The organism is Pantoea sp. S61 (genome assembly GCF_016625145.1).
In the GTDB taxonomy this organism is placed as follows: Bacteria; Pseudomonadota; Gammaproteobacteria; order Enterobacterales; family Enterobacteriaceae; genus Pantoea; species Pantoea rwandensis_B.
Genome location: NZ_JACVUO010000002.1, coordinates 126587 through 146823 on the forward strand (window position 1 = coordinate 126587; position 20237 = coordinate 146823).

A 20237-nucleotide genomic window follows, 5' to 3' on the forward strand; every position below is an offset into this window, starting at 1 on the left:
TTAACGTACCTTCAGCGTTGCCAGGCCAATCAGCACCAGCATCAGTGAAATAATCCAGAAGCGCACAATGACGCGCGGCTCCGGCCAGCCCTTCAATTCATAGTGGTGGTGAATCGGCGCCATGCGGAAAATGCGTTGGCCGCGCAGCTTGAACGATCCCACCTGCAGGATCACCGACAGCGTTTCAACCACAAACACGCCGCCCATGATCACCAGCAAAAATTCCTGGCGCAGCAGCACGGCGATAGTGCCTAACGCGCCACCCAGTGCCAGTGAACCCACATCGCCCATAAAGACCTGAGCCGGGTAGGTGTTGAACCACAGGAAGCCAAGACCTGCACCGACAATCGCGGTACAGACAATCACTAATTCACCGGCATGGCGCAGATAGGGAATATGCAGATACTCAGCAAACTTCACGTTACCGGTCGCCCATGCCACCAGCGCAAAACCTGCTGCCACGAACACGGTTGGCATAATCGCCAGGCCATCCAGACCATCAGTCAGGTTGACCGCATTACCGGTGCCGACAATCACAAAGTAAGCCAGCAGCACATAGAACAATCCAAGCTGCGGCATGATGTCTTTAAAGAACGGCACCACCAACTGTGTGGCCGGTGTACCTTTACCCGCAGCGTAAAGCGCAAAAGCCACGCCAAGGGAAATCACCGACATCCAGAAGTATTTCCAGCGGGCAATCAGGCCTTTGGTGTCTTTGCGCACCACTTTGCGATAGTCATCCACAAAACCGATGATGCCGAAACCAATCAGCACCGCCAGCACGCACCACACATAAGGGTTGGATGGATACGCCCACATCAACACCGATACGGTGATGGAAGTGAGGATCATGATGCCGCCCATGGTTGGCGTACCGCGCTTACTAAAGTGCGATTCAGGACCGTCGTTACGCACCACCTGGCCTATCTGCAGCTTCTGCAGCCAGGCGATCAGGCGCGGGCCCATCCAGAGTGACAGGAACAGGGCGGTCAGCAGGCTGACAATGGCGCGAAACGTCAAATAAGAGAAGACGTTAAAGCCGGAATAAAGTGCGACCAAATGTTCGGCCAGCCAGACTAGCATGTTCCTTTCTCCTGTAAGCTCTCGACGACCTGCTCCATGGCGGCGCTACGTGAGCCTTTAACCAAAATAGTGATGTCCTGATGTTGGGACAGCAATGCGCGTAAACGTTCAGTCAGCTCGGCTTTGGTGGCGAAATGCTCGCCTTTGCCGCTACTTTCACCGATCAACCGACTCAAAGTGCCGGTACTCAGCACACAATCAATACCTGCTGCCCTGGCTGCTTCACCCACCTGCTGATGGCAAGCTTCCGCTTCATCGCCCAGTTCGGCCATATCACCGACGACCATCACGCGGAACCCCGGCATATCGCCCAGTACCTGTGCGGCCGCCGTCATCGAGCCGACGTTGGCGTTGTAGCTGTCATCCAGCAGCAGTTGGTTATCTGCCAGACGTATCGGGAACAGACGGCCCGCTACGGGCTGCAGTGTTTTCAAACCGGTTTGGATCGCGCTTAGCGGGGCATCAACAGACAGTGCCAGCGCAGCAGCAGCAAGTGCGTTCGCGATGTTATGGCGGCCTGGCAGCGGCAGCGCAACATCGATATCCCCGCGCGGCGTATGCAAAGTAAACAGCGTGGCATCAGCGCGCAGCACGATTTCACTGGCACGGAATTCTGCATCCGCCATCGGCTGGGGTGAGAAGCGCCACAGCGTTTTATCGACAAACTGCGACTGCCAGTTAGCGAGGTCGTTGCTGTCCGCATTGACGATGGCAGTGCCGTGTACCGGTAGCCCGCCAAAGATTTCACCTTTGGCTTTCGCCACACCGGCCAGTGAACCAAAGCCTTCCAGATGCGCTGCAGCCAGGTTATTTACCAACGCCGTTTCGGGACGCACTAAATCGGTGGTGTACGCGATTTCGCCCTGATGATTGGCACCGAGCTCAATCACCGCGAACTCGTGTTCAGGAGTCAGACGCAGCAACGTCATCGGCACGCCGAAGTCGTTGTTCAGGTTGCCAGCGGTATACAGGGTTTCACCACACTGACGCAAAATGGCAGCGGTCATCTCTTTGACGGAGGTTTTACCGGATGAACCGGTCAGGGCTACCACACGCGCCTTCGATTGCTGGCGCACCCAGGCGCCGAGCTGACCAAAGGCGATGCGCGTATCAGCGACCACCACTTGCGGCACATCTAAAGGCAAGTGCTTACTCACCAGCAGCGCTTTGGCACCCTTGGCAATAGCATCCTGAGCAAAGTCATGCGCATCAAAACGCTCACCGACCAGTGCGACAAACAAGCTGCCATCAGCAACTTTGCGCGTGTCGCTGGTCACATCATTCAGCGTCAAATCAGCGCCATGCAGTTGACCGCCGCTGATTTCAGCCAGTGTTTTCAAAGAAACCGGAATCATGCCATCACCCCCAGTAAACGGGCGACGGTGTCGCGATCGGAGTAATCCAGACGACGGTTACCAATGATTTGATAATCTTCATGGCCTTTACCCGCCACCAGCACGATGTCATCAGCATTGGCCTGCATCACGGCGTTAGTGACCGCTTGCGCACGTCCTGCGACCACGCGGGCACGACCGGGATCGAGCAAGCCAGTCAGAATGTCATTCACAATCGCGGTCGGCTCTTCGCTGCGCGGATTGTCATCAGTGATCACCACGATGTCAGAAAACTGTTCAGCTATCGCGCCCATCAGTGGACGTTTGCCTTTGTCGCGATCGCCGCCACAGCCGAATACGCACCACAGCTTGCCTTTGCAGTGCAAGCGCGCGGCTTCCAGCGCTTTTTCCAGCGCATCAGGGGTGTGGGCATAATCCACCACCACTGTGGGTTTTTCTGGTGCCGTGAACACTTCCATACGGCCACATACCGGTTGCAGCTGTGCAGCGCTTGATACCAGTGCCTCCAGCGAATAATCGAGCGTCAGCAAGGTGGCCAGTGCCAGCAGCAGATTGCTGACGTTGAATGCGCCCATCAGGCGGCTATCAAACTCGCCATCGCCCCAGCTCGACTGGAACTGAACATGGGCGCCACCATCGTGATAATTCACCGCAGTAGCTTTCAGCCAGCGCCCACGACAGCCAGGCTGCAAGTTGTCATCCATGGTGACGGCAACGGCATCTGGCAGTTTTTCCAGCCAGCGGCGTCCGACCTCGTCATCGGCGTTGATAATGGCTTCGCCAACCTGATGCTCAGAGAACAGCAGCCATTTGGCGGCTTCGTAGCCCTGCATATCACCGTGATAATCCAGGTGATCGCGGCTCAGATTGGTGAACACGGCAGCCGCGAACGGCAATGCCGCCACGCGATGCTGCACCAGGCCGTGAGAAGAGACTTCCATCGCGGCCAGCGTGGCACCCTGCTCCACCAGATCATTTAATACATGTTGTACATCCACTGCGGAACCGGTGGTGTTTTCGGTGGCCACCAGTTGGCCATATAGGCCATTACCCACGGTGCCCATCACGGCACCGGTTTCACCCAGCAGATTGGCCCACTGCGCCATCAGCTGCGTGGTGGTGGTTTTTCCGTTGGTGCCGGTGACACCGATTAATTTGAGTTTTTCAGCAGGCTGCTGATAAAAGCGCCCGGCCAGTGCAGAGAGACGCTGCTGCAACTGCGCCAGGTAGATAACCGGGACGCCGTGCATCTCGCGGATATCTCCATCGCTGGCTTCGCCTTCGGCTTCGGCAATCACTGCCGCGACGCCCTGAGCAATTGCCTGCGGAATAAAACGACGTCCATCAGCATGATGGCCCGCCACGGCGATAAACAGATCGCCAGCAGCCGCAGCGCGGCTATCCAGTGTCATGTCACGGAGTGGACGCGCCGGCGCGCCCGGCACCCACGGGGCCAGTAAATCGCGCAGGTTACGATCGGTCACTTGGTTCCTCACTTCTGTTCTTCACCAACTCGTCTTTATCAACTGTTGGCAACGCATCAGGTTCGATATTCATGGTACGTAATACACCGCCCATGATGGCGCCAAACACCGGTGCAGAAACCGCACCACCATAATATTTGCCGGCCTGAGGATCGTTGATCACCACCACCAGCGCAAAACGAGGGCGACTGGCAGGCGCAACGCCTGCCGTGTAAGCAATGTATTTATTGACGTAGCGTCCGTCCGGTCCCACTTTTTTCGCAGTACCGGTTTTAATCGCGATGCGATAGCCCTTGATGGCGGCTTTGACCCCACCACCGCCAGGCAACGCCACGCTCTCCATCATGTGCATCACCGTTTTCACCAGGTCTTCCTGGAAAACGCGTTCACCCGCCACAGGCGGGTCAACTTTGGTGATCGACAGCGGGCGATTGATGCCGTAGCTGCCAATCGTTGCGTAGACTCGCGCTAACTGTAACGGCGTTACCATTAGCCCGTAGCCGAAAGAGAAGGTGGCCCTCTCTATGTCAGACCACCGTTGTTTTTGAGGGTATAAGCCACTACTTTCCCCGACCAGCCCCAAATTGGTCGGTTTACCCAGTCCAAAGCGCGCGTAAGTGTCTACGAGTGCTGAGGAGGGCATCGCTAACGCCAAACGTGAAACCCCGACGTTACTCGACTTCTGTAAAACCCCGGTAAGGGTCAATTCGTTGTAGCGCGCCACGTCCTTGATCTCATGACCATTGACGCGGTACGGCACGGTATTCAGTACGCTGTTCTCTTTCACCACACCACGCTGCAGCGCGGTCATCACCACCATCGGTTTCACGGTGGAGCCGGGTTCGAAGATGTCGGTAATGGCACGGTTGCGCATCACATCTTTCGGCGTGTTGGAGAGATTGTTCGGGTTGTAAGCCGGGCTGTTTGCCATCGCCAGCACTTCGCCGGTGTTCACATCCACCAGAACGGCAGTGCCTGACTCCGCCTTGTTGAAGGCTACAGCATTGTTCAATTCGCGGTAAACCAACGCCTGCAAACGCTCGTCGATACTGAGCGTCAGGTTGTGCGCCGCGCGGCTGTCCACGGAGGAGATATCTTCGATCACACGACCATAGCGATCTTTACGCACCGTACGCTCGCCTGGCGCACCGGTCAGCCACTTGTCGAAGCTCTTTTCGATGCCCTCAATGCCCTGGCCATCAATGTTGGTAAAGCCGATCAGATGCGCAGTGACCTGACCCGCTGGATAGTAGCGGCGCGACTCTTCACGCAGATAAATGCCGGGTAACTTGAGCTTTTTGACGTACTCGCCAATGGCCGGATTCACCTGGCGCGCCAGATAGATAAAGCGCCCTTTGGGATTGGCATTCACGCGCGCGGCGAGTTGATCGAGTGGGATAGATAAGGCATCTGAGAGGGCTTTCCAGCGGCTGTCGAGTGACACACCGCCATGTTCCATCAGTTCTTTAGGGTCAGCCCAGATGGCATTCACCGGTACACTGACGGCCAATGGACGTCCAGCACGGTCGCTGATCATGCCACGTGCAGTAGGAACAGATTGCACCCGCAGCGAACGCAGATCTCCTTCTTTCACCAGTTTATCCGGGCTGATGACCTGTAACCACGCCACGCGTGACAGCAATCCGCCCAAAGCCAGTAAAATACAGCCGCACAGCAACGCAAAACGCCAGCTTATAAAGCTGGCCTTATCTTCCTGTTTTTTTAACTTCAGCGTTTTGCCTGCGCCGCTCATTGAGGTCTGCGATTCCTTATTTATCTCTGCACCACGATATTTTCCTGTGAAGGATCAACATGCTGCATCTGCAGCTTATCGGTTGCTATTCGCTCAACCCGGCTATGATCGCCGAGCGCATTCTCTTCCAAAATCAGGTTACGCCACTCGATATCAAGCGCATCACGTTCTAAAACCAACTGTTCGCGCTGCGCCGTTAACAGGCGCGTTTTGTGTGTGGTGGTGACCACTAACACCGAGGACACAAGTACCGCAATCAGTAGCAACACCGGGATCTTGCCGAATCGCAGCAGGTCACCGCCGATGACGCCAGGCAGGCTGTGTCGCTCGTTGCCAATCATGTCGCGGTCCTCTCAGCAATTCGCAGTACCGAACTGCGCGCGCGTGGGTTCTCGTTAACTTCCGCTTCGCCCGGAATCAGCTTGCCTAAGGTTTTCAGCTCACGTCCGCCCAGCGCTTTAAGTTGGCTTTCGGTCATTGGAATACCCGCTGGAACTTGCGGGCCACGGCTCTGATCGCGCATAAAGCGTTTGACCAACCGATCTTCCAGCGAGTGGAAGCTGATAACCGATAAACGACCGCCAGGTGCCAGCACCGACATTGCCCCTTTCAGCGCGGTGTCGATCTCTTCCAGTTCGCTGTTGATCCAGATACGAATCGCCTGGAAGGTGCGCGTGGCCGGATGCTTAAACTTGTCTTTCACTGGCATCGCAGCAGCGATCACAGTGGCTAATTCCTTGGTGCGCGTCATTGGCTGTTCACGATTGCGCTCGACGATGGCGCGTGCGATACGTTTGCCAAACTTCTCTTCACCGTAGGTCTTGATGACGAAAGCGATATCGGCTTCCTCGGCGTTCATCAGCCACTCGGCCGCAGACTGGCCCCGTGTCGGGTCCATACGCATATCCAGCGGCCCATCACGCATAAACGAGAAACCGCGCTCTGCGTCATCCAACTGCGGTGATGACACGCCAAGATCGAGCAATACGCCATCGATCTTGCCGGTGAGACCACGCGCTTCGACATACTCTGCCAGCGCCGAAAAGGGTCCGTGCACAATCGAAAAACGTGGATCCTGAATTTCAGCTGCGGCGGCTATGGCTTGCGGATCGCGATCGATCGCCAGTAACTGCCCCTTCTCGCCCAGTTGCGAAAGGATCAGACGTGAGTGACCGCCGCGCCCAAAAGTGCCGTCAATGTAAATGCCGTCTTCCCTGATATTGAGACCGTTAACCGCCTCATCCAGCAGCACTGTGGTGTGTTTAAAATTATCCTGCATAGCTATAGCGACAAGTCCTGCAACCGCTCAGATAAAGGCTCCTGAGCCGACTGTTCTGCGTCAATATCGTCCTTAACTTGTTGATACCAGGTCTGTTCATCCCACAGCTCAAACTTATTGAACTGTCCAACCAGCATCACTTCTTTGGTCAGGCTCGCATGTTGTCGTAACGTATTCGCTAGCAACAAACGACCTGCATTATCCATCTGGCATTCACTGGCATGTCCTAACAGCAGTCGCTGCACGCGACGTTCGTTCGGATTCATGCTGGATAAGCGCGCCAGTTTTTTCTCGATGATTTCCCATTCGGGCAGGGTATAAAGCAACAGACATGGCTGGTGGAGGTCAATGGTGCACACCATTTGCCCCTGAGACTCCGCGACAAGCAATTCACGATAGCGTGTTGGTACCGCCAATCGGCCTTTGCCGTCGAGATTGACTAACGTTGCTCCTCGGAACATGTCAGTCCTACCCCCCAATCACCCGTTTTCACCACTTTATCCCACTTTTTACCACGAAACGAGTTTACGGAGCCTATGAAATCCTTGTCAAGCCGCAACGACAAGTGAATATCACTCTTTACAAGGGTGAGAATTATTTAATGGAGGGCAATTAAGGGGAATGATTGGCAAAATAAGAAATTAACCTGATGAATAATGGAATAAAAATTTTCACGATTTGAAAAATGGCGAAAAATAAAGCGTTTTAATCGCAAAAGATAATTATCCCGGGATATGCGACAGCGGCTGCATTTTAGGGGATTTCTGAAAGGAAGCCCAGCACCATCGCGCCAGCTCTGCTACGCGTCACTGCTGAAGATGTAAACAAATAAGAAAATTCAGCGCAGTTAATTCGTTAGGGAAAGTGGTGACTATTTACGCTTTTTTACCCCAGTCCTATGGCAGAAAAATATCTGGATGATTAATAAGTGCGGGCAGCGATCTGCCCGCGATTTCATTTCATACGTCGGCTTAATTGGCCACGACGGAATAAATTGCGTCGAATACGGGTTAATCCCGGCTTCGGTTTACGCGGTTCATCCAGCGAGGCCAAAACTAATTCCAGCACTCGCTCGGCGACATCGCGATGACGCTGCCCCACCGCCAGTACCGGGCACTCTAAAAAGTCCAGTAATTCGTGGTCGCCAAAGGTGGCGATAGCCAGATCAGTGGGCAGGCGGCCATCACGCTTCAGGGTGATATCCATCACGCCCTGAAGCAGACCGAATGAAGTGGTAAACAACGCATCCGGCATCGGATGATCTTCGAGGTATTTCTCGAACAGTGAGGCAGCCGCAGCGCGATCAAAGCTGTTGCAGTAGAGGTAATCCACCGTACGTTCATCGTCTTTCCACGCATCGCGGAAGCCCATTTCACGCAGGAAACTGACTGAAAGCTCAGGCAAGGCCCCAAGGAACAGCACGTTTTTCACCGGAAGCTGACGCAATTCAGCCGCCAGTGCATGCGCATCGTCCTGATCGGCACCGACCACACTGGTGAAGTGTTCACGATCCAGCGCGCGGTCCAACGCGATAATCGGCAGCGGATCGTTAATCCAGCGCTGATAAAACGGGTGTTCTGGCGGCAGTGTGGTGGAAACGATGATCGCATCCACCTGGCGCTGTAGCAGATGTTCAATACAACGCATTTCATTGTCAGGCTGATCTTCCGAGCAGGCAATCAGCAGCTGATAGCCACGTTGACGAGCCTGGCGCTCCAGATAATTGGCAATGCGCGTGTAACTGGTGTTCTCAAGATCCGGGATCACCAGACCAATTGAACGCGTACGCCCGGCGCGCAGGCCTGCCGCAACAGCATTGGGGTGATAATTATGTTCACGCACCACCGCCATCACTTTTTCGACGGTTTTGTCGCTGACACGATACTGCCGCGCTTTGCCATTAATAACGTAGCTGGCCGTGGTGCGCGACACGCCCGCCAGGCGCGCAATTTCATCCAGTTTCACGATGACACCTTAATTCTGATAAGCCAGGGCTGGGCAAATGTCCGCAGAGTAGCTATGGGTAAAACATTTGTAACATCTAACCGCAGAACACTACGCTGAGCAACCGCTTTTATCGGGCAGCACTCACAAGCGCATTAAATAAAAAAACCCGGCATTACGCCGGGTTAGCTTTGAAGCAGGATGATAACTCTGCGGAATTAACGCATCACACGATCGCCACGTGACACGCCCACAATCCCTGATCGCGCCACTTCAACGATCTCAGCAACATCGCGCACCGTGTTAAGGAAGGCGTCGAGTTTATCGCTGGTGCCTGCCAGCTGAACCGTGTACAGCGTTGGCGTCACATCGATAATCTGGCCACGGAAAATTTCCGCGCTGCGCTTCACTTCTTCACGGCCATACCCGCTTGCCTGAATCTTCACCAGCATGATTTCACGTTCAACGTAGGCACCCTGCCCTAACTCGCTGACACGTAACACGTCCACCAGCTTGTGCAGTTGCTTTTCAATCTGCTCCAGCACTTTTTCATCGCCGACCGTCTGAATGGTCATGCGTGACAGCGTTGGATCGTCGGTTGGCGCAACGGTCAGGCTTTCGATGTTATAGCCGCGCTGTGAGAACAAGCCCACCACGCGAGACAATGCGCCGGATTCATTTTCCAGCAATACCGATAACACACGACGCATAATTAAGTCCTCTCCGTTTTGCTCAGCCACATCTCATCCATCGAACCACCGCGAATCTGCATCGGGTAAACGTGCTCGCTGCCGTCGATATTCACATCAACAAACACCAGACGCCCTTTCGCCAGGGTATCCAATGCCAGCTGCAGCTTCTCTTCCAGCTCAGCGGGGTGCGCGATGGAAATACCCACGTGTCCGTAGGCTTCGGCTAAACGCACAAAGTCAGGCAGAGATTGCATGTAGGATTGCGAGTGGCGGCCGGAATAAATCATATCCTGCCACTGTTTCACCATACCGAGGAAACCGTTGTTGAGGTTCAGTACCAGCACCGGCAAATCGTACTGCAGCGCAGTCGACAGTTCCTGGATGTTCATCTGAATACTGCCATCACCGGTCACGCAGATGACGGTTTCATCCGGCAGCGCCATTTTCACGCCCAGCGCAGCCGGTAAGCCGAAGCCCATGGTGCCAAGGCCACCGGAGTTGATCCAGCGACGCGGCTTATCAAACTGATAATAGAGCGCGGCGAACATCTGATGCTGGCCGACATCAGAGGTAACATACGCATCCCCCTTAGTCAGACGCCAAATGGTTTCGATAACCGCTTGCGGTTTGATCTTGTCGCTGGTGCGATCAAATTCCAGGCACTTACGGCTACGCCAGCCATCAATGGTCTGCCACCAGTCGCGCAGGCTATCCAGCTCTTGCTTCGCATCGCTTTGTGCCAGCAGTTCCAGCATCTGCGACAGCGTCTGCTTCGCATCACCCACAATGGGGATATCGGCGCTGACGGTTTTGGAAATCGAGGTCGGATCGACGTCGATATGCATGATGGTGGCGTTCGGGCAATATTTTGCCAGGTTGTTGGTGGTACGATCATCGAAGCGCACACCAATGCCGAAAATCAAATCGGCATTGTGCATGGTCATGTTGGCTTCGTAAGTACCGTGCATGCCCAGCATGCCTACACTCTGGCGATGCGTGCCAGGGAACACGCCGAGGCCCATCAGTGACATGGTGACCGGAATATTCAGCTGTTCAGCTAACTGCAGCAGCTCCGCCTCACAGCCTGACATAATCGCACCGCCACCGGCATAAATCACCGGCTTATGCGCGGCCAGCAGCGTTTGCAATGCACGCTTAATCTGTCCTTTATGTCCCTGAATCGTCGGGTTATAAGAGCGCATGCTGACCGATTCAGGATAGACGTACGGCAGTTTGTTCGCTGGGTTAAGAATGTCTTTTGGCAGGTCGATCACCACCGGGCCTGGGCGGCCGCTTGCTGCCAGCCAGAAGGCTTTTTTCAGCACGGTTGGGATCTCTTCGGCGTTTTTCACCAGGAAGCTGTGTTTGACCACCGGACGGGAAATCCCGACCATGTCGCACTCCTGGAACGCATCGTAGCCGATCAGTGAAGACGGCACCTGACCCGACAGAATCACCATCGGAATCGAATCCATATAGGCCGTCGCAATACCGGTAATGGCATTGGTTGCGCCTGGACCAGAGGTGACCAGCACCACGCCGACTTCGCCGGTCGCGCGTGCCAGACCATCAGCCATATGCACTGCGCCTTGCTCGTGACGCACTAATACGTGGTCAATACCACCGACCGTTTGCAGCGCATCGTAAATGTCGAGCACTGCTCCGCCCGGATAGCCGAATACCTGCTTAACGCCCTGATCGATTAACGAACGGACGACCATTTCGGCTCCTGACAACATCTCCATTTTCTGCCTCCAGGCTTGAGGAACCGGATCCCGTGACGCGCATTGCCCCTGCGCCACTGGCACCCAGCCCCGTATTCGCCAGTTAAGATCAAAACCTTATGTTTATGCTCAGATGACAGAATTCATTTCTGCCTTCCAGGTACAGGGAATCTACTTGAGTTGATTCTTTTAAGAGTAGGTCGATTACCATAACCGCAGAAAACCCGGCCTGCAAACGACAGGACGCTGCGACAGGCTTATTTCGGCACAAAAGGCACTGACACGTGATAATCGCTCGCGAGGATTAAACTAATGCCATCCCACAACCACAGATGAAAATGCTGGTTTCATGATTATTTGCAGCGTGTTCTAAGAAATATGATTTTCATATTGCCTGGCCGGTTAGCCCACAATTTTTCCTGAATATTACTTTCTGGCGTGATTAACTTTAAAATCCGCTTCTTGCATGACATTGTGCTAAGCAACCCGCCAAATCTTGTTTTTATGATTGTACCGAAAACCCAGATAAACCCATTAAATTCAATGCATTAAAATTAATTCACTTTTATAAAAAATTTTTTAGGCTGTTTAAGCCATTATGCATGCAGCTAATTAATGCCAAAGCTCTGTATAGCGGGATATTCGCAGCAGATCACCCTTAACCGACAAAAGAAATACCCTTTCACTTAGGGTTGACTTCCCGCAGCAATCCCAGTATCAATATGTGCAGCACAAAATTTACGAGGTTTGATTCATGTTTCATTCTTTCCGCCTACTCGGTCTACTACTAAACGCATTCAGTTTGCGCGGTAGACTTGTGGGTGGAATCAATCACTGATTCGAACCTGAAGAAGTTTAAAGAACCCGCGCCGATGCGCGGGTTTTTTTATGCTCGTTACACCGGCGAAGTTGAGTTAAAGCAAAAGGAAGATGACCATGAGCCAGCAAGTTATTATTTTCGATACCACTCTGCGCGACGGCGAGCAGGCATTACAGGCCAGCCTGAGTGTTAAAGAAAAACTGCAGATCGCCCTGGCGCTGGAGCGTATGGGCGTGGATGTAATGGAAGTCGGTTTCCCTATCTCTTCGCCTGGCGATTTCGAATCGGTGCAGACCATCGCGCGCTCGGTGAAAAACAGCCGCGTTGCCGCCCTGGCTCGTTGTGTGGATAAGGATATTGATGCCGCCTACGAGGCCTTGCGTGTGGCTGAAGCATTCCGCATTCATACTTTCCTCGCCACTTCGCCAATGCATATCGCCACCAAATTGCGCAGTACGTTGCCTGATGTGATTGACCGCGCGGTAGCCTCGATTAAACGTGCCCGCAACTACACCGATGACGTTGAGTTCTCTTGCGAAGACGGCGGTCGTACACCGATTGACGATCTGTGCCGCGTGGTAGAAGCCGCGATTAACGCCGGCGCGACCACCATCAACATCCCGGATACGGTCGGCTACACCTTACCGCACGAGTACGCCAACATCTTCAGCCAGTTGCGCGAACGCGTACCGAATATCGATAAAGCCATTTTGTCCGTTCACACCCATGATGATTTAGGCATGGCAACCGGCAATGCCGTAGCAGCGGTGTTAGCGGGTGCGCGTCAGGTTGAAGGCACCATCAATGGCCTGGGTGAACGTGCCGGTAACTGTGCACTGGAAGAAGTGATCATGACGATTAAAACCCGTCAGCAGATCATGAACCTGCACACCAATATTCATCATCAGGAAATCTACCGCACCAGCCAGTTGATCAGCCAAATCTGCAACATGCCGATTCCGGCCAACAAAGCGATCGTCGGCACCGGTGCTTTCGCCCACTCTTCCGGTATTCATCAGGATGGCGTGTTGAAGAACCGCGAGAACTACGAAATCCTGACCCCGGAATCCATCGGCCTGCATAAAATCCAGTTAAACCTGACCTCACGTTCAGGCCGCGCTGCGGTAAAACATCGCATGGAAGAGATGGGCTACAAAGACTCCGACTACAACGTTGATGCTTTGTACGATGCCTTCCTGAAACTGGCCGATAAGAAAGGCCAGGTATTTGATTACGACCTGGAAGCGCTGGCCTTCATCAACAAACAGAATGAAGAGCCAGAGTATTTCCAACTGAACGAATTCAATGTGCAGACCGGTTCCAGCGTGACTGCTACCGCGTCTGTGCAGTTGGGCTGTGGAGAAGAGACCAAAGCCGATGCCGCGACCGGTAACGGCCCGGTGGATGCCGTGTATCAGGCCATCAACCGCATCACCGGCTTTGAAGCCGAGCTGGTGAACTACAAGTTGACGGCAAAAGGCCACGGCGAGAACGCGCTGGGCCAGGTTGATATCGTGGTGAACTACAACGGTCGTAAATTCCATGGCGTTGGCCTGGCGACCGATATCGTCGAATCTTCTGCCAAGGCTATGGTGAACGCCCTGAACAACATCTGGCGCGCCAAACAGGTAGAAAAAGAATTGCAGCGTAAATTTAAAGATCAGAAGGAAACGGTGTAACTATGACTCAGTCTTATCATATTGCGGTAATGCCAGGCGACGGAATCGGCCCGGAAGTGATGGCGCAGGCCATCAAAGTTCTCGATGCAATTCGCGCACGCTTCGACATGCGTATCACCACCAGCGAATATGATGTTGGCGGTATCGCCATCGATCGTCACGGTGAACCGCTGCCGCCAGCCACCGTGGCCGGTGCTGAGCAAGCCAATGCGATTCTGTTCGGCTCTGTTGGTGGTCCAAAATGGGAACACCTGCCGCCGGCGGTTCAGCCTGAGCGTGGTGCACTGTTGCCGCTGCGTAAACACTTTAAGCTGTTCAGCAATCTGCGCCCCGCTTCCTTATATAAAGGTCTGGAAGCGTTTTGCCCACTGCGCAGCGACATCGCCGCACGCGGTTTCGACATTCTGTGCGTGCGTGAATTAACCGGCGGTATCTATTTCGGTCAGCCAAAAGGTCGTGAAGGTAGCGGTCCGCATGAGCGTGCATTTGATACCGAGGTGTATCACCGTTTCGAGATCGAGCGTATTGCGCGCAACGCCTTTGAAGCCGCACGCAAGCGTCGTAACAAAGTGACGTCAGTGGATAAAGCTAACGTGCTGGCAACTTCTGTGATGTGGCGTGAGATCGTCAACGAAGTGGCAAAAGATTATCCGGATGTGCAGTTGAGCCACATGTACATCGATAACGCCACCATGCAGCTGATTAAAGATCCATCACAGTTTGACGTGCTGCTCTGTTCTAACCTGTTCGGTGACATCCTGTCAGACGAATGTGCAATGATCACCGGTTCCATGGGCATGCTGCCTTCTGCCAGCATGAACGAAGAAGGTTTCGGTTTGTATGAGCCTGCGGGTGGTTCTGCGCCAGATATCGCCGGTCAGAACATTGCCAACCCGATTGCACAGATTCTCTCGTTGTCTCTGCTGTTGCGCTTTAGCCTGAATGCAGGTGAAGCCGCAGACAGTATCGAGCGTGCGGTCAGCCGTGCGCTGGAAGCGGGCCATCGTACCCGCGATTTAGCCGGTAACGGCCCAGCTGTGAGCACAGATGAAATGGGCAGCATCATTGCCGGTTTTATCGCTGAGGAAAAGTAATAAAATGAAAAGCTTATACCAGAAGTTATTTGATGCACATGTCGTCCACGAAGCACCTAATGAAACCCCGTTATTGTACATCGATCGCCATCTGATCCATGAAGTGACGTCACCGCAGGCCTTCGATGGCCTGCGCGCGCACGGCCGCAAAGTGCGCCAGCCGTCGAAGACGTTCGCCACCATGGACCACAACGTTTCTACCCAGACCAAAGACATTAACGCGTCGGGTGAGATGGCGCGTATTCAGATGCAGGAGCTGATCAAGAACTGTGCTGAGTTCGGCATTCAGCTGTATGACCTGAATCACCCGTTCCAGGGCATCGTGCACGTTATCGGACCTGAACAAGGGATGACACTGCCGGGCATGACCATCGTCTGCGGCGATTCCCATACCGCAACCCACGGCGCATTCGGCTCGCTGGCATTCGGTATCGGTACCTCCGAAGTTGAACACGTGTTTGCCACCCAGACCCTGAAGCAGGGCCGTGCCAAAACCATGAAGATTGAAGTGCTGGGTGAAGCGGCACCAGGCATTACGGCCAAAGATATCGTGTTGGCGATTATCGGTAAAACCGGCAGCGCCGGCGGTACCGGTCACGTTGTCGAATTCTGTGGCCCAGCGATTGAAGCGCTGAGCATGGAAGGCCGTATGACGCTGTGTAACATGGCGATTGAAATGGGTGCGAAAGCGGGTCTGGTCGCACCGGATGACACCACTTTCGCTTACCTGAAAGACAAACAGTTCGCACCGAAAGGCGAGCAGTGGGATGAAGCCGTCGCTTACTGGCGTACGATGAAGTCCGACAGCGATGCCAAATTTGACACCATTGTCACTTTGAACGCGGCCGATATTGCTCCGCAGGTGACCTGGGGCACCAACCCAGGCCAGGTGATGGCGGTTGATCAGGCGATCCCAAATCCTCAGTCCTTTGCCGATCCGGTTGAGCGTGCTTCTGCCGAGAAAGCCTTGGCGTACATGGATTTACAGCCGGGTATCAAACTGACTGAAGTCGCTATCGACAAAGTCTTTATCGGCTCCTGCACCAACTCACGAATTGAAGATTTGCGCGCAGCGGCAGCCATCGCTAAAGGCCGTAAAGTCGCACCTGGCGTTGTTGCCATGGTCGTCCCTGGCTCAGGCCCAGTGAAGGCACAAGCCGAAGCCGAAGGTCTGGACAAAATCTTCCTGGAAGCGGGTTTTGAATGGCGTCTGCCGGGTTGCTCCATGTGTCTGGCGATGAACAATGACCGTCTGAACCCAGGCGAGCGTTGTGCCTCCACCAGTAACCGTAACTTTGAAGGTCGTCAGGGCCGTGGCGGTCGCACTCACTTAGTGAGCCCGGCGATGGCTGCAGCGGCAGCAGTAACCGGTCGTTTTGCCGACATTCGTGAATTGACTCAGGGAGCTTAAGCCATGGCGAACAAATTTACTCAACACACTGGCATTGTAGCGCCACTGGATGCCGCAAACGTCGATACCGATGCCATCATTCCAAAGCAGTTCCTGCAAAAAGTGACGCGCACCGGTTTTGGTGCGCACCTGTTCCACGACTGGCGTTTTGAAGATGATGCGGGCACCGTGCCAACCCCAGGTTTCGTGCTGAACAAGCCGGAATTTAAAGGCACCAGCATTTTGCTGGCGCGTGAAAACTTCGGCTGCGGCTCATCACGTGAGCACGCACCGTGGGCGCTGACCGACTTCGGTTTCCATGTGGTGATTGCACCAAGCTTCGCGGATATTTTCTATGGCAACAGCTTCAACAACCAGTTGCTGCCGGTGAAATTGAGCGATGAAGAAGTGGATGAGATGTTCAAACTGGTGGCCGCGCAGCCAGGCGTGACCTTTACCGTGGATCTGGAAGCGCAGACCGTCACGGCGGGTGATAAGTCTTACAGCTTTGAAATCGACAGCTTCCGCCGTCACTGCATGATTAACGGTCTCGACAGCATTGGTTTAACGCTGCAACACGAAGCGTCCATCTCCAACTACGAGACCACTCAGCCAGCATTCCTGCGGTAATGCCCTTTTCGGTGCGCTTCAATGCGTACCGAAAAGATTCGCCCTGAATGTCTATCAAGTCGCCTTTGCTGGCGACTTTTTATTTATTGGGCATCACGCACGCGCGACGCCAGCCCCAGCGCCACAACCGCCATCGCTAATGCCAGCCAATACACCGACTCATGGCCAAAGCGCTCGCTCAGCGTGCCCTGTATCAATCCCGCAATAATCAAACCGGTCGATATCGAGGTGGTAAACATCGTGGTCGCCGCGCCCGCGCGTCCCGGCATGAGATCCTGAAACCACAACATGCCAATCCCGGCGACGATGCCGATAAACGCCGCGTTGAACAGCTGCAGCACCATCAATGCCGTGCGCGACTTGAACAACACCAGTCCGAGATAGAACAGGATCGCCGCCACTAGCGCTAGCAGCACCAACTTGCGCTTACCAAAGCGTTTGGCATAGTGCCCAGCCAGCAGCATGATAGGAATCTCCAGCCCTGCCGCCGTCCCCATCAATAATCCCGCCAACTTTTCCGGCAGCCCCAGCGTTGAGCTGATATACAGCGGCATGTCGATGATATACATGGTGTTGCACGCCCACATCACCACGGAGGCGATAAACAGCATCCGCACCTGGCTATCTTTCCATGGGCTGAGCTGGTTCAATACCTGCTCTGGCGTCGCGGCCACGCGCGGTACCGATGGCAGAGTACGCCAAATCAACAGCATACTGAGCAGGAAGATCGCCGCCGCTACGCAGAACAGCGTCACGAAGCCATAATTGAGGGCTAAGGCGAACGACAGCGGCGGGCCAATCACCCACGCCAGCGACAGTTGCGCACGCATCACTGAGCTGAACATCACCACTTCACGCGCCGACTGATCGGCATATTCCCGTGCCAGCGCAAATATCTGCGGTATTGCCACGCTGGCCAGTGCCGATAGCAACACCCCCACGCTGATCAGCGTCAGGTAATGGCGATTAAAGGCAAACAGCAGCGCATTCAGTACCGCCATCAGACAGCAAAATAGAATCAGATTGCGACGATCGCCACGATTGTCCGAACGCTTCGCCATTAGGAGGCTAATCACGATCCCAGCAATCGCGTTAATAGTAAAAAACAGCCCAACCCAAAACGGTCGCACCTGCACTTCCCGCGTCAAAAATAAACTGAGCGTGGGCGCCTGTAGAGCACCGGCGACGCCGCTCATAAACGACACCGCCATAAAAGAGAGATAAACCGGGTTGAGACGACGCTGGCGCGTTAACAGCGATTTCATGCAGAAATCCCTTTGCGGAGAAATGAGGCTAAGACAAAGAGGGTAGAAGATTTCACAGCAAAACGAAAAAAGCCAGCAGAGAAAACGCTGCTGGCGGTGAAATGCACCCTACTCAGAAAAGGCTCCACGTCGGCGGAACCGCTGGCAGAGCGCCATTCATTGCTGAATGCCTCCCGCTCTTCCATTACCTGGCAGTATGCCTCTAATATGGGGCAGGAAAAACTGAGCGATTCTGAGAAGGAGTTCCCCTTTTATGTCCTCTGCGCGACTGCAACAGCAGTTCATCCGCCTATGGCAAAGCTGCCAGGGAGTGGACCAGGAAACCACCTTAAGCGATCTGGCTGAACGGCTGCACTGTTCGCGACGCCATATGCGCAATCTGCTAAATGCCATGCAGGATGCGGGCTGGCTGATTTGGCAGGCAGAAGCCGGGCGCGGCAAGCGTTCTAGTCTGAGCTTCAATTACACCGGCTTAGCACTGCAGCAACAGCGCGCGGAAGATTTACTGGAGCAGGACCGCATCGAACAGTTGGTGCAACTGGTGGGCGATAAGAATCAGGTGCGGCAGATGATTGCGGCCCATCTCGGGCGCAGTTTCCGCCAGGGCAAGCATATCCTGCGCGTGCTCTATTACCGCCCGCTGCCCAATCTGCTGCCTGGCTCGCCGCTGCGTCGTTCGGAAACTCATCTGGCGCGACAAATCTTTAACGGCCTGACGCGAATAAATGAGGAAAAGGGGGAAATCGAAGCGGATATCGCCCACCACTGGCAACAAACCTCCCCGCTCCACTGGCGTTTCTTTTTACGACCCGCGATTCGCTTCCACCACGGCCGCGAACTGGAGATGGAAGACATCATCGCCTCACTGGAACGTGTACGCAGTCAGCCGCTGTTCTCACATATCGATAAACTGCACTCTCCCGCGCCCTGGACACTGGATATTCATCTGGCGCAGCCTGATGACTGGCTGCCCTGGCTGCTGGCCAGCGTCAGCGCCATGATCCTGCCACGTGAGTGGCCGACGTTGCGCCATTTTGCCCGTCAACCCATCGGCACTGGCCCCTACAGTGTGGTGCGCAATCAGCAGACGCAGCTGAAAATTGCCGCCTTTGATGACTATTTTGGCTATCGCGCGCTGATTGATGACGTGTCGATTTGGGTGCTGCCGGAAATCAGCGACGAGCTGGTGTATGCCGGCGTGAAGCTGCAGGGGGAAACCGCCGATGAGAAGTCAGAAGAGAGCCGTCTGGAAGAAGGCTGCTATTTCCTGCTGTTCGACCAGCGCTCAGAGCGTGGTAAGGATAGCCATTTTCGCCGCTGGGTGAGCTATCTACTCAATCCGATTGCCCTGCTCAACCATGCGGGTGTGGGCTATCAGCGCTACTGGTTCCCGGCATACGGTTTCTTACCGCGCTGGCACCATCGCCGCGATCTCACCCCGGCCGAAAAGCCCGATGGGCTAACGCAACTGACCATCAGCTGGTATAGCCATCATGTTGAGCATGAAGGTATTGCTAACGCCCTGCGCCCGTTGCTGGCTGAACAGGGTGTCGAACTGATCACGCGCGAGCTGAGTTATGAAGCATGGTTCGAAGGTGAAGGAGAGAGTGACATCTGGCTCGGCAGCGTCAACTTCACTCTGCCGCTCGACTACGCACTGTTTGCGCAGCTCTACGAATTGCCGCTCATGCATCACTGCGTTCCGATTGACTGGCACGCAGATGCACAACAGTGGCGACAGAAAGCCTTGCCGCTGGCCGAGTGGAGCAAACAGTTGGTGAACAGCGACTTTGTTCATCCGCTCTTCCATCACTGGTTACTGCTGGAAGGCCAGCGCAGTATGCGCGGTGTGCGGCTCAACACGCTCGGCTGGTTTGACTTTAAATCGGCCTGGTTTGCGCCACCGGAGCTGTGACACTTTCGCGCTGTCACAGAAGTGTCTAAAATAAGCCGTTCTCAACGGGGTGCCCTGGTTTTGGGCTGAGAGAAACCCGTCGAACCTGATCCGGCTCATACCGGCGTAGGGATTTGAGATGAGCGATAAC

17 protein-coding genes and 1 riboswitch are annotated in these 20237 nt (G+C 54.5%); of the genes, 6 read left to right on the forward strand and 11 right to left on the reverse strand.

The features are described 5' to 3' along the window. The 10 genes from mraY to ilvI form a co-directional block, all read right to left on the reverse strand. Positions 1-1083: a phospho-N-acetylmuramoyl-pentapeptide-transferase gene (gene mraY / locus IAE30_RS05965; protein ID WP_034829683.1), complete on the reverse strand. Its 1083-nt coding sequence runs from the start codon at positions 1081-1083 to the stop codon at positions 1-3. Beyond that, entirely contained in the window at positions 1077-2438 is a 1362-nt protein-coding gene (gene murF, locus IAE30_RS05970; RefSeq protein WP_200678514.1) for a UDP-N-acetylmuramoyl-tripeptide--D-alanyl-D-alanine ligase, read from the reverse strand. The genes mraY and murF overlap by 7 nt, the downstream gene beginning before the upstream one ends. Further along, on the reverse strand, positions 2435-3922 hold the full coding sequence (murE, locus tag IAE30_RS05975) for a UDP-N-acetylmuramoyl-L-alanyl-D-glutamate--2,6-diaminopimelate ligase (RefSeq protein WP_200678522.1): 1488 nt from the start codon (positions 3920-3922) through the stop codon (positions 2435-2437). The genes murF and murE overlap by 4 nt, the downstream gene beginning before the upstream one ends. Next, positions 3909-5675 carry a peptidoglycan glycosyltransferase FtsI gene (locus IAE30_RS05980; RefSeq protein WP_200678524.1) on the reverse strand — a complete coding sequence of 589 codons (1767 nt, stop codon included), beginning with the start codon at positions 5673-5675 and terminating at the stop codon, positions 3909-3911. The genes murE and IAE30_RS05980 overlap by 14 nt, the downstream gene beginning before the upstream one ends. Positions 5676-5695: 20 nt before the next feature. After that, the gene (ftsL, locus tag IAE30_RS05985) at positions 5696-6016 is read right to left on the reverse strand and encodes a cell division protein FtsL (protein ID WP_034825986.1); all 321 of its coding nucleotides are present in this window, start codon (positions 6014-6016) and stop codon (positions 5696-5698) included. Continuing rightward, positions 6013-6954, reverse strand: coding sequence for a 16S rRNA (cytosine(1402)-N(4))-methyltransferase RsmH (rsmH, locus tag IAE30_RS05990; RefSeq protein WP_034825988.1), 942 nt, complete (start codon positions 6952-6954; stop codon positions 6013-6015). Before rsmH ends, ftsL begins: the two co-directional genes overlap by 4 nt. 2 nt (positions 6955-6956) lie before the next feature. Then, positions 6957-7415: a division/cell wall cluster transcriptional repressor MraZ gene (gene mraZ, locus IAE30_RS05995; protein ID WP_038649082.1), complete on the reverse strand. Its 459-nt coding sequence runs from the start codon at positions 7413-7415 to the stop codon at positions 6957-6959. 493 nt (positions 7416-7908) lie between these two features. Beyond that, complete coding sequence (gene cra / locus IAE30_RS06000; protein WP_200678526.1) at positions 7909-8919, reverse strand: catabolite repressor/activator; 1011 nt, start codon at positions 8917-8919, stop codon at positions 7909-7911. A gap of 197 nt (positions 8920-9116) precedes the next feature. Beyond that, a complete protein-coding gene (gene ilvN, locus IAE30_RS06005) occupies positions 9117-9608 on the reverse strand; it encodes an acetolactate synthase small subunit (protein WP_034825997.1) in 492 nt (163 codons plus the stop codon). Positions 9609-9610: 2 nt separating this feature from the next. Next, on the reverse strand, positions 9611-11335 hold the full coding sequence (ilvI, locus tag IAE30_RS06010; RefSeq protein ID WP_034825999.1) for an acetolactate synthase 3 large subunit: 1725 nt from the start codon (positions 11333-11335) through the stop codon (positions 9611-9613). A 733-nt stretch (positions 11336-12068) separates the two neighbouring features. On the opposite strand from ilvI, the gene leuL reads away from it, so the two are divergent. From leuL to leuD, 5 genes are all read left to right on the forward strand, one after another. Next, on the forward strand, positions 12069-12152 hold the full coding sequence (gene leuL, locus IAE30_RS30410) for a leu operon leader peptide (protein ID WP_101749442.1): 84 nt from the start codon (positions 12069-12071) through the stop codon (positions 12150-12152). Positions 12153-12250: 98 nt separating this feature from the next. After that, positions 12251-13813 (forward strand): 2-isopropylmalate synthase, encoded by a 1563-nt coding sequence (leuA, locus tag IAE30_RS06020; RefSeq protein ID WP_038649086.1) that lies wholly within the window; start codon positions 12251-12253, stop codon positions 13811-13813. Positions 13814-13815: 2 nt separating this feature from the next. Continuing rightward, positions 13816-14907 (forward strand): 3-isopropylmalate dehydrogenase, encoded by a 1092-nt coding sequence (gene leuB / locus IAE30_RS06025; RefSeq protein WP_200678528.1) that lies wholly within the window; start codon positions 13816-13818, stop codon positions 14905-14907. After that, positions 14861-16318 carry a 3-isopropylmalate dehydratase large subunit gene (gene leuC, locus IAE30_RS06030; protein ID WP_370585485.1) on the forward strand — a complete coding sequence of 486 codons (1458 nt, stop codon included), beginning with the start codon at positions 14861-14863 and terminating at the stop codon, positions 16316-16318. Before leuB ends, leuC begins: the two co-directional genes overlap by 47 nt. 3 nt (positions 16319-16321) lie before the next feature. Then, positions 16322-16927, forward strand: coding sequence for a 3-isopropylmalate dehydratase small subunit (gene leuD, locus IAE30_RS06035; RefSeq protein ID WP_038649091.1), 606 nt, complete (start codon positions 16322-16324; stop codon positions 16925-16927). Between the two features lie 83 nt (positions 16928-17010). Here leuD and IAE30_RS06040 read toward each other — a convergent pair whose 3' ends face one another. After that, positions 17011-18192: an MFS transporter gene (locus tag IAE30_RS06040; RefSeq protein WP_200678530.1), complete on the reverse strand. Its 1182-nt coding sequence runs from the start codon at positions 18190-18192 to the stop codon at positions 17011-17013. Positions 18193-18445: 253 nt separating this feature from the next. Between IAE30_RS06040 and sgrR the strand changes: the two genes are divergently transcribed. Beyond that, a complete protein-coding gene (gene sgrR / locus IAE30_RS06045; protein ID WP_200678532.1) occupies positions 18446-20107 on the forward strand; it encodes an HTH-type transcriptional regulator SgrR in 1662 nt (553 codons plus the stop codon). A 35-nt stretch (positions 20108-20142) separates the two neighbouring features. Next, positions 20143-20237: riboswitch (TPP riboswitch) on the forward strand.